Source organism: Thermomonas sp. (assembly GCF_020850895.1).
Classification (GTDB): Bacteria; Pseudomonadota; Gammaproteobacteria; order Xanthomonadales; family Xanthomonadaceae; genus Thermomonas.
The window spans coordinates 1-11,455 of record NZ_JADZDS010000033.1 but is presented as its reverse complement, the minus strand read 5'-3'; the positions used below and the strand labels follow the sequence as shown (position 1 = coordinate 11,455).

The following is an 11,455-nucleotide window of genomic DNA, read 5'->3' as shown; positions in this document are numbered from 1 at the left end:
TGGGATTCGACTTGCTCGACCAGCGACAGCACGTCGCCCATGTCGAGGATGCGGCCGGCGGCGCGCTCGGGATGGAACACGTCGAGTCCGTCGGGCTTCTCGCCGACGCCAATGAACTTGATCGGTTTGCCGGTGATGTAGCGCACCGACAGCGCCGCGCCGCCGCGGGCATCGCCGTCGGTCTTGGTCAGCACCACGCCGGTCAGCGGCAAGGCCTCGCCGAAATGCTTGGCGGTGACGGCCGCGTCCTGGCCGGTCATCGAATCGACCACGAACAGGGTCTCGACCGGATGCACGGCGGCGTGCAGGGCCTTGATCTCGGCCATCATGGCGTCGTCGATCGAGGTGCGGCCGGCGGTGTCGACGATCAACACGTCAGCGAAGGTTTTCTTCGCCTCGTCGATCGCGGCCCTGACGATGGCCTCGGGCTTCTGCGCGGCATCGGAGGGGAAGAAGATCGCGCCCACCTGCCCGGCAAGGGTCTGCAGCTGTTCGATCGCGGCCGGACGGTAGACGTCGGCGCTGACCACCATCACCTTCTTCTTGCGCTTGTCCTTCAGGTGCTTGGCAAGCTTGCCGACCGTGGTGGTTTTGCCGGCGCCCTGCAGGCCGGCCATCAGGATCACCGCCGGCGCCGGTACGTTGAGGTTCAGATCGCTGGCTTGCGCGCCCATCACTGCGGCCAGCTCGTCGCGCACGATCCGCACCAGCACCTGGCCGGGGGTGAGCGAGCGCAACACTTCCTGCCCGAGAGCGCGCACTTTGATGCGCTGGATCAGTGCCTGCACCACCGGCAGCGCCACGTCGGCTTCCAGCAGGGCAATGCGCACTTCGCGCATGGCTTCGCTGATATTGGATTCGGTCAGGCGACCACGGCCGCGCAAACGCTCGATGGTGCCGGAAAGGCGCTGGGTCAGGGATTCGAACACGACGTTGCCGGTTTTGTGCTGGAGTTGCGGATTATAGAGGGGTCGACACACCAGCATCGCGGTGCCGTTAAACTGACCAGACTCCAGAAGGATGGATCGAATGACACACAAGGGTTGGTTTTCAAGGCTTCTGGCGGCAGCCACGGTGCTGCTGCTTGCAGCCATGCCGGCACTTTCAACGACCCCGCCCGCCACGCCAAGGCCCCCGCCCGTCACTGCGCGGATCGCGGTGGCGGCGAATTTCGCCGATGTGGTACGCACGCTGGCGGCCGAGTACGGGCGGCGCAGTGGCCACCGGATCACGATTTCATCCGCCTCGACCGGCAAGCTCTACGCGCAGATCCACAATGGCGCGCCGTTCGATGCACTGCTGTCGGCCGATGCGTCGACGCCGCGGCTGCTGGTGAACGAAGGCCTCGCCGAAGGCAATACCCTGCAGGACTACGCCACCGGTCGGTTGGTGCTGTGGAGCCGCGATCCGGCCTTGGTCCGCGACGGCGAGGCGCTGTTGCGCCAAGGCAGCATCAGCAAGCTCGCAATCGCCAATCCGGAATTGGCACCCTACGGCGCAGCCGCCCGCGAAACGCTGCAGTACCTGCGTCGCTGGAACGAACTGCAGCCACGGCTGGTGATCGGGGAGAACGTCGGTCAGGCGGCGCAGTTCGTCGCCAGCGGTGCCGCGCCGCTGGGCCTGCTGCCGGCATCGCTGGTGCTTCCAGCACGCGGGCGGCCCGCAGGCTCGTCCTGGACCGTGCCCGCGGCATGGCATGCGCCGATCGTGCAGAGTGCGGTGCTGCTGCGGCACGGACGCGGCAATGCGGCCGCGCGCGGCTTCCTGCGATACCTGCAAAGCCCCGGCGTGCGCGCCAAGATCCGCACCCTCGGCTACGACTGAGACGACCATGCCGCTTGAACCCACCACGCCGGCTTGGCTGATGGCTGCGTGGGTGTCGTTCAAGCTCGCCGGCCTCACCACCCTGATCCTGCTGGTTCTCGGCACGCCGCTGGCGTGGTGGCTGGCCCGCACGCATTCGCGCTGGCGCGCGCCACTCGGCGCGGTGGTCGCCTTGCCCATGGTGCTGCCGCCGACCGTGCTCGGCTTCTACCTGCTGGTCGCATTCGCGCCCTCCGGCCCGATCGGGCAACTGACGGCGGCGCTCGGCCTCGACACGCTGGCGTTCACCTTCAACGGCCTGCTGGTCGCCTCGGTGCTGTACTCGTTGCCGTTCGTGGTGCAGCCGCTGCAGGCCGGGTTCAGTGCCATTCCACAAGCCACCCTCGACGCGGCCGCGACCTTGCGCGCATCGCCAGTGGATCGCTTCCTCACCGTGGCCTTGCCACTGGCCAGGCCGTCCCTGCTCGCTGGCGCCCTGCTCGGCTTCGCGCACACCATCGGCGAGTTCGGCGTGGTGCTGATGGTGGGCGGCAATATCGAGGGCGAGACGCGGGTGCTGTCGGTGCTACTGTACGACCAAGTCGAAAGCATGGCCTATGGCGAAGCCCATCGACTGGCGGCAGGCTTGCTGCTGTTCTCCTTCGCCTTGCTGCTGTTGATGCAATGGTTCGGACGACGCACGGCGATGGCCAATGACTGAGCCTGCCGCGACCCTCGACATCACGCTGCAGCTGGCACGCGGCGCGTTCCGGCTCGACGTCGATGTGCAACTGCCGGCACGCGGCACCAGCGTGGTGTTCGGTCCATCCGGTTGCGGCAAGAGCACCCTGCTGCGCGCGATTGCAGGATTGGAGCCGAACACCAGCGGTGTGTTGCGCATCGCAGGCGACTGTTGGCAGGACGTAAACACCTGCCTGCCCGCGCATCGTCGCGCGGTCGGCATGGTGTTCCAGCACAGCGCCCTGCTGCCGCACCTGAGCGTGCACGACAACCTGCGCTATGGCTGGTCGCGTGCGGGGGCCCCCGCAGGGGTGCTGGACGACTGGATCGAACGCCTGGAGCTGGCGCCCTTGCTTGCGCGCCAGCCTGAGTCCCTGTCAGGAGGCGAGCGCCAGCGCGTCGCATTGGCGCGCGCGCTGGCCTGCGCACCGCGCTTGCTGCTGCTCGACGAACCCCTGAGCGCGCTGGACGCACCTCGCCGCGCCGAGGTGCTGCCTTTCCTTGAAACGGTGCGGCGCGAAGCAACCCTGCCGATCCTGTACGTCACCCATGCCATCGACGAAGTGGCACGCCTAGCCGACCACCTGGTGCTGATGGAACAGGGCAAGGTGCTCTTGTCCGGACCCGCGCTCGATCTGCTCAACCGACCCGAGCTCCCGCTGGCATTGCGCGACGATGCCGGCGTGGTGCTTGAGGCGCACGTGGTCGAACGCGATCCCCATGGCCTGCTGACCTTGCGCACCACTGCCGGCATCCTCTATGCCCAGGGTCCGGAACATGGCCCGGGAACCACCATGCGTGTGCGCATCCTCGCCCGCGATGTCAGCTTGGCATTGCAGCGGCACGACGATTCCAGCCTGCTCAACCTGCTCCAGGCCACCTTGATGGAATTGCACGGACTGCCCGGCGGACAGGTGCAGGTTCGGATGGACGCGGGCGGCACGCCGCTGCTGGCCCGCATTTCCCAGCGTTCGGTCGAACGCCTGCGGTTGCAACCGGGCATGTCCCTGTGGGCACAGATCAAGGCGATCGCACTGCTGGTTTGAAGCCTGCGAATCTGACTTCGATCAATCCACGGCCCCCGGGACGCCGCTAGGCTCGGTCACGCCCCTTGTTTCCGGTGTCCCGGAGGCGTCTTGCCGGGCCACGTCCCAACACCCACACGCATGCCATGAACCGTCTCCTGCTCCACGTGCGCGCATCGATCACCACGATGTCACCCGGCTACTTCAGCATGGTGATGGCCACCGGCATCCTTTCGGTGGCCTCCCATTTGCTTGGCGTGCCCGTCCTTCCGGAAGCGCTGTTCGCCGTGAACGTGGTCCTGTTCCTGACCATCGGCCTACTCGCACTCGCCCGCCTGTGCTGGCATCCCAAGCTGGTCATCGGCGACTTGATGAACCACCTCAACGCACCGGGCTTCTTCACCTTCGTCGCCGCTTGCTCGATCCTCGGCGCCCAGAGCCTGCTGCTGGCCAAGAGCCTGCCGTTGGCCTTGCTGCTCGGAGGCATCGGGCTGCTCGCGTGGATCCTGCTGACCTACGCGATCTTCACCGCATTGACCATCAAGCAGGACAAGCCTCCGCTCGACAAGGGAATCAACGGCGGCTGGCTGCTGGCGGTGGTGGCGACCCAGTCGATGGCGGTGCTCGCTGCACTGGTCTCCGACCATCTTCCGCAGCCCGTGCGCATGGAATTGAATTTCTTCGCCCTGTCGATGTGGCTGTGGGGCGGCATGCTCTACATCTGGATGATGTCGCTGATCTTCTACCGCTACACCTTCTTCACTTTCTCACCCGCCGACCTGTCGCCACCGTACTGGATCAACATGGGCGCGATGGCCATTTCCACCCTGGCAGGCACGCTGCTGATCCTGAACGCCCCGCACGCGCCGTTCCTTCAGTCGATCCTGCCCTTCATCAAGGGCTTCACCATTTTCTATTGGGCCACCGGCACCTGGTGGCTACCGATGCTCATCGTGCTTGCGATCTGGCGCCACGGCGTGCGCCGCTTCCCCTTCCACTACGACCCGATGTACTGGGGCGCGGTGTTCCCGATCGGCATGTACGCCGCCTGCACCACCCGCCTGGAACATGCGATGGACCTGCACTTCTTCGGCTGGCTGCCACACGTGATGCTGTGGGCCGGACTGTTGGCATGGAGCGTCCTGTTCGCCGGCCAGCTGTCCGCCCTCGGGGGATTCTGGCGACGACGGCCAAGCTGAGACACGCCACCGCCGGCATCCCCAGCCATTCGCTGGCCATCACTGGAGCCGTCAAGGCGCCGGTGGAACTCAACTTGGCCGACCTCAAGCAGCTGGCTCCGCGCAATTCCGGCCCGATGGACGTGGTCTGTGCCTCCGGCGAGATGAAGGGCCGGGTCAACAATTTCCGTGGCGTCCTGCTGACCGACGTGCTGAATGCAGTCGGCATCGACCTGCAATCCCACAAGGACGATCGCCGCATGGTGATCGTGGCGCGGGCCACCGATGGCTATACCGTCACCTTCTCCTGGAGTGAGCTGTACAACACCGAGATCGGCAAACAGGTCCTGGTGGCTTGGGAAAAGGACGGCAAGCCGCTGGACGACGGCGAAGGCCAATTCCTGCTGATCTCCGGCAAGGACATCAAGACCGGCCCGCGCCATGTGCATTGGCTGAGCAGCCCGCACGCCGTGCGCATGTAAGCGCACCCATCCTCCGCAGCATCCGGACGCCGACAGGGATGTCGGCATGCGACTTATGCCGCCACCGCCAGGATCACGTGCGATGACTTGACCCGCGCGAGCTTCGCCTTGCCCTCGCGGATGCCCAGCGCATTCGCGCGTTCATTGGTGACCGTCGCCACCAACCGGCGACCGCCCGCTAGCTGCAGCTCCGCTTCGGCATTCACCGCGCCGGCGCGACAGGACAGCACCGTTCCGGCCAGCGCATTGCGCGCACTGGTGCGCACGCCGGGCTCCGCCAGCACGACGAACGAGGCCTTGACCAAGGCGATGGCACTGCCGCCTTCGCGCAGGACGAGGTCATCGACGCTGCGATTGGTGATGATCGCGGTCAGGTGGTCTCCGCCATCGAGATCGAGGCTCACTTCGCTGTTGACCGCGCCGCGCTGGACCGCACGCACGATGCCTGCATACTGGTTGCGTGCACTGGTCTCGAGCATGAGATTCCCAAGTTGTTCGTGCAGTTGGTCCAGATCGCCGGCCTTGGCGGGATTCCCTTGCCCCGCCAGCAATCGCTGCTGCAACGCCGACAAGGCCTGATGGAAGGCCAATACGCGCCGACCCATCTCGGTGAGGCGTTCGCCGCCACCGCCGCTGCCACCGGTTTCGGCACTGACCAGCGGCACGCCCATCAGGGAATTGAGCGCCGCGATGGCATCCCAAGCCCCCTTGTAGCTCCTCCCCAGCGCGCGCGCAGAGGCACTGATGGAGCCATGCGCCTGAAGCGCCTGCACCAGCCTGGCGCGCTGCGGCGTCAGGCTGGTGCGATGGCCACGCAACTCGATCAGGGGCTCAAGGACTGCCGAAGGCATGGTGAAAATCCCTGCAAGCAATGCCGTTCGGCCTACACCACGCCCCGTGTGCGGCAACCGCGTCGCCAGCGTGGGCCTTGGTAAGGTCTGAACAACGCCATCCAAGCATTGTCAGCACACGTCGAGCCCGGCACAGGCCCGGGCTCGACTCACACGCATCAATCACTCGCAGGATTGATTCGTGGCCAGCCGTCCATGGCTGGCGGAAACCTCTGCGTCAAGAGGTTCCTTCGGCCTTGCGCTTGCGCACGGCCTCCGCTGCTGCCGTGGCGGCACGTGCGGCCTGCTCCGCGGCTTCCGCCGCAATCCGCGCCTGCCGCACGGCCTCCTGTGCCGCCATGATCTCCGGCAGATCGGTGTCGCGAGCCATTTCGGGATGGCGGGCCCGGTTGCTGCGCAGGATCGCGAAGTGCATCCACAGCAGGCTGGTCAGGGCGATCACGAATAGCAGCATGAAGCAGCTGCTCCAGATGCCGACCAGGTCATTCATCACGCCGAATGCAATCGGCAGGATGAAGCCGCCGAGGCCACCGATCATGCCGACCACGCCACCGACCGAACCGACGTGCTTGGGGTAGTAGGTCGGAATGTGTTTGAACACCGCAGCCATGCCCAACGACATCACGAAGCCGAGGATGAACAGCACGATCGCGCGTTCCAGCATGGTTGGCGCAATCGTGAACGGAATCGGCCCGTGGATGCCCTCGATGACGTAGTGGGTGTTCGGGTAGGACAACAGGAACAGGCCGACCATGCACACGGAGAACGAGATGTACATGATCCTGCGTGCGCCAAAGCGGTCCGCCATCACCCCGCCGAAGGCGCGGAAAATCGTCGCCGGCAAGCCGAAGCTCGCGGCCAGCATGCCGGCGGTGGCGATGTCGACCTTGTACACGCCCATGTAGTAGCGCGGCAGCCAGGACGTGAGCGCGACGAAGCCACCGAACACCAGGAAGTAATACAGCGAGAACCGCCACACCTGCAGGTTGCGCATGGGCGCGAGGCGCTCCTTCAGCGAGGCGGACTGGCCTGCGGCTGCAGCATCGCGGGGAGCCGGTTGCGCAAGCAGGTAGTACAACACCGCCGTCACCAGGATCGCGGTCGCGTAGACATTGACTGCCTGCTTCCAGTCCATCACCTGCAGCAGCAATGGTGCGCCGAAGCTGGTGACGGCGGCCCCCACGTTGCCCATGCCGAACAGCCCGAGCGCCGTGCCCTGTTTCTCGCGCGGGAACCACGCCGAGACATACACCACGCCCACCGAGAAGGCACCTCCAGCCAATCCGAGGCCAAGGCCGAAGACCAGCAGGACCGGGAAGCTGGTTGCATACGGCAGGGCGAAGGTGAACCCGGCCACAACCAGCATGACCAAGGCAAACACCCGTCGCCCACCGATCATTTCCGACCAGATGCCCAGCAGTGGCCGGCTGATCGATCCGGTCAGGATCGGCGTGGCCACCAGCAGGCCGAACTGGGTGTCGGACAGGCCCAGCTCCTCCTTGAGTTTCATGCCGATGATCGAGAAGATCACCCAGACGGCAAAACAGACACCGAAGGCAAACGTACTGAGCCACAGCGCCCGTTGCTGGCGGGCTGGGCTGATGGGGGAATTGTCCTGCATGGACGCACTTCCAGTCTTGGTTGGGGAACCGTTCCGGGCTCCGCGCCTCGACGTTCGTCAGGCAGCGGCCGCCTCGATTTCGTCCAGCCCACGCACCTCGTAGCGCTCCTGCAAACCCTGCAGGTAGAGCTGGAGTTCGCGCTGACGAACCTGCAGCTCAAGGTAATCGGAAATGCGCTGGCGCACTTGATCAAACGCAAGTTTTTCACCGGCACTGATCGCGTCGACACAGACCACGTGATAGCCCCAGCGTGACTCCACCGGGAAGCTGGCCAAACCTTCGCGCAGTCGGAATACCTGGCGATCGAATTCCGGGGTGGTCTGGCCATGCTCGATCCAGCCCAAGTCCCCGCCTTCGTTTTTCGATGGACAATCTGAGTGACGCAGTGCGAAATCGGCGAACAGGTGCGGCTGCGCCTTGAGCTCGACGATCATCGCTTCGCCGCGCCTGCGGGCATCGAATCGCCCGTTGACGTCATCCATCGGCGCGGCAAGCAGGATGTGGCGGATCCGGATCCGGTCCGGTGCGTGGAATCGCTCCGGGTTGCTGTCGTAATAGCGCATGCAGTCCCCTTCGCTGGGCACGCGATTTTCCACCTCGCGCTCCAACAGGACCCGGATGCAGGCCTCCTCGACCGCCTCGGCGCCGTCCGCCCGCACGTCCCCGTCCAGTCCGAGCCGGCCGACCTCACGAAGCAGCAATTCACGCACCACCAGCGCACGCGCCGCATCGGCGCGCGACTGCTCGGGTTTCAGCGCACGATGGAACTGCATTTCACGCGCGATGTCGGCCTCGCTGATGGCGGTATCGCCGACGAACAGCATGGCCGGTGCCGGTCGCCCCAGGCTGCGCGGACCTTCGCCCTGCTCGTCGTGATGGTCGGCATGGGCTTCCTGCGCCACCGACTTGCCCGAATCGATGACCGTGATCGGCAGCTCGCGCCGACCCGTCGTGCGTCCTGCCATGGTCAGGATCTCGGCCCGTAGCGCAGGCCAGGCTGGCGCCGACGCACGACCTGGTACGGCCGCCACAGGTACTCCAGCGGAATGCTCCAGATATGCACCAGTCGGGTGAACGGCGTGACCAGGAACAGGGTCAATCCCAGGATGATGTGTGCCTTGTAGACCCAATGCACGCCTGAGATCAACTCGGCCGCACCGCCGCGGAAGGTGGCGATACGTTGCGCCCAATCGGCCAGCAGGGTCATCACGCTGCCGTCCAAGTGGTGGCTGGACTGGACGATGGAATACAGGCCCAGCAGCAGCTGCGCCAGCAGCAGCACCAGCAGCAGCACATTGCGCCAGTTGTCGGTGGCACGGATACGCGGATTGAACAGGTGACGCCACAGCAGGATCAGCATGCCGATCAGGCACAGGAAACCGAAGAATCCGCCAACCACCATCGCCAGCAATTGCTTGTGTTCCTGGCTGATGAAGAGCGTGTACACCGAATGCGGGGTCAGCAGGCCGACGATGTGGCCACCGAGCACCATCAGGATGCCGACGTGGAACAGGTTGCTGCCGAGCCGCATGCCGCGGTTGGACAGGATCTGGCTGGAGCCACTGCGCCACGTGTACATCGAGTGGTCGTAGCGCACCAGACTGCCAACGAAGAACACCGCCATCGCGATGTAGGGATAGATCTGGAACGCGAAAACGTCGAAATAGCTCATCGGGTCACCTGTCGGATGGCGGCGGTGGACGCGGGTCGGCGCGTGGGCGGGCTGCAGTTTTCGTCAGGCGCTTCGGCCCCGAAACGCACCGCTTCTTCTTCCCAGAGCCGGTCCATGAACTCGGGGGTGTCGTCGCGCGGCTCTTCACTGGCGCGCTGTCTCAATGGCCCCAAGTCAAGCTTGCCGTGGGCAATTTCGACCAGCAGTTCCATCAGCAGTGCGTAGGGGCTGCCGCGTTCGCCTGCGCGCGCGGCAAGCAGGCCAACGATGTGGCTGACGTGCTGCAGCCAGTCTCGAGCCTCGCTCTGCGGCTGCAGACTGAGGTACTCCAGCACCAGTGGCAGGTAATCGGGCAACTCCCGGGCGTCCAGTTCGAAGCCGTTCTTGCGGTAATTGGAGATCAAGTCGACCATGGCTTGACCACGGTCGCGCGATTCGCCATGGATGTGTTCGAACAGCAGCAGGCTCATGGTGCGGCCGCGGTCGAACAGGGACAGCCAGCGGTCCTGCGCCTCCAGTGGATCCATGGCCATGAGGTCGTTCACGAAACCGACCAATGCGGCACGCCTCGGCGCCGGGAGATCGGCGTTCCCTGCCGCTTCCAGCAGTTCCTCGCCGTGCTCCCACAGCGCATCCTGGGGATAGTCCAGCAGCACGCCGATCAACTTGAGCAGGCTCATTCGATGACCTCGAATTTTTCCTGCCGGTTCGGATGCACGGAATAGCGGGCAGTCTTGCGCTGGGTGAACAGGTCGGCCGGAGTGTCGCCGCTGCAGCCATTGCCCCAGCTGAAACCGCAGCCGCCACGCTCGCCGAAGGCATCGTTGGCGTACTCGCGGTGCGCGGTCGGGATCACGAAACGGTCTTCGTAATTGGCGATCGCCAGATACCGATACATGTCCTCGGCCTGGGCCACGGTCAGCCCGGCCTGCTCCAGCACCTTGGTGTCCTCGACGCCATCGACGTTGCGGGCACGGCGCCAGGCGCGCATCGCCATCATCCGCTCCAGCGCACGCACCACCGGCGCTTCGTCACCTGCGGTCAGCATGTTGGCCAGATACCGCACGGGGATGCGCAGGGAGGCCACATCCGGCAATTCGCCGTTCATGCCGACGCGGCCACGCTCGGCGGCAGACTGGATCGGCGACAGCGGCGGCACGTACCAGACCATCGGCAGGGTGCGGTATTCCGGGTGCAGCGGCAGTGCCAGCTTCCAGTCGATCGCCAGCTTGTAGGTCGGCGAGGCCTTGGCCGCTTCCAGCCAGTTGTCGGGAATGCCTTCCTTGCGCGCTGCCTCGATCACCTTGGGATCGAACGGATCGAGGAAGATGTCGAGGTGGGCCTGATAGAGATCCTTTTCGGCGGGAACCGATGCGGCTTCCTGGATCCGGTCGGCGTCATACAGCAGCACGCCGAGGTAGCGGATGCGGCCGACGCAGGTTTCCGAACACACCGTCGGCTCGCCCATCTCGATGCGCGGGTAGCAGAAAATGCACTTCTCGGATTTGCCGGATTTCCAGTTGTAGTAGATCTTCTTGTACGGGCAGGCCGACACGCACATGCGCCAGCCACGGCACTTGTCCTGGTCGATCAGGACAATGCCGTCTTCCTCGCGCTTGTAGATCGCACCGGACGGACACGCAGAGACGCAGGCCGGGTTGAGGCAGTGCTCGCACAGCCGCGGCAGGTACATCATGAAGGTCTTCTCGAAGGCGCCGTAGATTTCCTTCTGCACGCCGTCGAAATTCTTGTCCTTGCTGCGCTTGGCGAACTCGGTGCCGAGGATTTCTTCCCAGTTCGGGCCCCAATGGATCTTCTGCATACGCTCCCCCGAGATCAGGGAACGCGGGCGCGCGGTCGGCTGGTGCTGGCCGTCCGGCGCCTCGTGCAGGTTCTGGTAGTCGAAGTCGAACGGCTCGTAATAGTCGTCGATCTCCGGCAGATCGGGATTGGCGAAAATCTTCGCCAACAGACGGAAGCGGCCGCCGGCCTTGAGCGTGAGTTTCCCGCGGGCGTCGCGCACCCAGCCGCCATTCCATTTCTGCTGATTTTCCCATTCCTTGGGATAACCGACTCCGGGC

General features: G+C 65.1%; 12 protein-coding genes. 5 read left to right on the top strand and 7 right to left on the bottom strand.

Annotation, left to right across the window (positions count from 1 at the left end):
- Positions 1 to 929, bottom strand: a 929-nt coding sequence (locus IT472_RS03280) for a signal recognition particle receptor subunit alpha (RefSeq protein ID WP_297178315.1), incomplete at its 3' end; no start/stop codon positions are given.
- Positions 930 to 1,029: 100 nt separating this feature from the next.
- Here IT472_RS03280 and modA point away from each other — a divergent pair.
- The 5 genes from modA to IT472_RS03255 all read left to right on the top strand — a co-directional run bounded on the left by modA (position 1,030) and on the right by IT472_RS03255 (position 5,229).
- Positions 1,030 to 1,824 (top strand): molybdate ABC transporter substrate-binding protein, encoded by a 795-nt coding sequence (gene modA, locus IT472_RS03275; RefSeq protein WP_297178313.1) that lies wholly within the window; start codon positions 1,030 to 1,032, stop codon positions 1,822 to 1,824.
- Positions 1,825 to 1,831: 7 nt separating this feature from the next.
- A complete protein-coding gene (gene modB, locus IT472_RS03270; protein WP_297178310.1) occupies positions 1,832 to 2,524 on the top strand; it encodes a molybdate ABC transporter permease subunit in 693 nt (230 codons plus the stop codon).
- On the top strand, positions 2,517 to 3,590 hold the full coding sequence (gene modC, locus IT472_RS03265; protein ID WP_297178307.1) for a molybdenum ABC transporter ATP-binding protein: 1,074 nt from the start codon (positions 2,517 to 2,519) through the stop codon (positions 3,588 to 3,590). The genes modB and modC overlap by 8 nt, the downstream gene beginning before the upstream one ends.
- Before the next feature lie 125 nt (positions 3,591 to 3,715).
- Entirely contained in the window at positions 3,716 to 4,768 is a 1,053-nt protein-coding gene (locus tag IT472_RS03260; RefSeq protein WP_297178305.1) for a tellurite resistance/C4-dicarboxylate transporter family protein, read from the top strand.
- Positions 4,702 to 5,229 carry a molybdopterin-dependent oxidoreductase gene (locus tag IT472_RS03255; RefSeq protein WP_297178303.1) on the top strand — a complete coding sequence of 176 codons (528 nt, stop codon included), beginning with the start codon at positions 4,702 to 4,704 and terminating at the stop codon, positions 5,227 to 5,229. Before IT472_RS03260 ends, IT472_RS03255 begins: the two co-directional genes overlap by 67 nt.
- 53 nt (positions 5,230 to 5,282) lie before the next feature.
- Here the strand turns inward: IT472_RS03255 and IT472_RS03250 are convergent, their stop codons facing one another.
- The 6 genes from IT472_RS03250 to narH all read right to left on the bottom strand — a co-directional run.
- Complete coding sequence (locus tag IT472_RS03250) at positions 5,283 to 6,080, bottom strand: TOBE domain-containing protein (RefSeq protein WP_297178300.1); 798 nt, start codon at positions 6,078 to 6,080, stop codon at positions 5,283 to 5,285.
- A 217-nt stretch (positions 6,081 to 6,297) separates the two neighbouring features.
- Positions 6,298 to 7,701 carry a nitrate/nitrite transporter gene (locus tag IT472_RS03245; RefSeq protein ID WP_297178297.1) on the bottom strand — a complete coding sequence of 468 codons (1,404 nt, stop codon included), beginning with the start codon at positions 7,699 to 7,701 and terminating at the stop codon, positions 6,298 to 6,300.
- Between the two features lie 57 nt (positions 7,702 to 7,758).
- The gene (locus IT472_RS03240; protein ID WP_297178294.1) at positions 7,759 to 8,667 is read right to left on the bottom strand and encodes a peptidylprolyl isomerase; all 909 of its coding nucleotides are present in this window, start codon (positions 8,665 to 8,667) and stop codon (positions 7,759 to 7,761) included.
- Positions 8,668 to 8,669: 2 nt separating this feature from the next.
- Positions 8,670 to 9,374: a respiratory nitrate reductase subunit gamma gene (gene narI, locus IT472_RS03235; protein ID WP_297178291.1), complete on the bottom strand. Its 705-nt coding sequence runs from the start codon at positions 9,372 to 9,374 to the stop codon at positions 8,670 to 8,672.
- Entirely contained in the window at positions 9,371 to 10,054 is a 684-nt protein-coding gene (narJ, locus tag IT472_RS03230) for a nitrate reductase molybdenum cofactor assembly chaperone (protein ID WP_297178288.1), read from the bottom strand. The genes narI and narJ overlap by 4 nt, the downstream gene beginning before the upstream one ends.
- Positions 10,051 to 11,455 (bottom strand): nitrate reductase subunit beta (gene narH, locus IT472_RS03225; protein ID WP_297178285.1); only part of this gene is annotated, 1,405 nt, incomplete at its 5' end. The genes narJ and narH, both read right to left, overlap by 4 nt.

Coding starts and splice junctions, on each gene's coding strand:
- modA (WP_297178313.1), top strand. CDS start 1,030: ATGACACACAAGGGTTGGTTTTCAAGGCTTCTGGCGGCAGCCACGGTG.
- modB (WP_297178310.1), top strand. CDS start 1,832: ATGCCGCTTGAACCCACCACGCCGGCTTGGCTGATGGCTGCGTGGGTG.
- modC (WP_297178307.1), top strand. CDS start 2,517: ATGACTGAGCCTGCCGCGACCCTCGACATCACGCTGCAGCTGGCACGC.
- IT472_RS03260 (WP_297178305.1), top strand. CDS start 3,716: ATGAACCGTCTCCTGCTCCACGTGCGCGCATCGATCACCACGATGTCA.
- IT472_RS03255 (WP_297178303.1), top strand. CDS start 4,702: ATGGAGCGTCCTGTTCGCCGGCCAGCTGTCCGCCCTCGGGGGATTCTG.
- IT472_RS03250 (WP_297178300.1), bottom strand. CDS start 6,080: ATGCCTTCGGCAGTCCTTGAGCCCCTGATCGAGTTGCGTGGCCATCGC.
- IT472_RS03245 (WP_297178297.1), bottom strand. CDS start 7,701: ATGCAGGACAATTCCCCCATCAGCCCAGCCCGCCAGCAACGGGCGCTG.
- IT472_RS03240 (WP_297178294.1), bottom strand. CDS start 8,667: ATGGCAGGACGCACGACGGGTCGGCGCGAGCTGCCGATCACGGTCATC.
- narI (WP_297178291.1), bottom strand. CDS start 9,374: ATGAGCTATTTCGACGTTTTCGCGTTCCAGATCTATCCCTACATCGCG.
- narJ (WP_297178288.1), bottom strand. CDS start 10,054: ATGAGCCTGCTCAAGTTGATCGGCGTGCTGCTGGACTATCCCCAGGAT.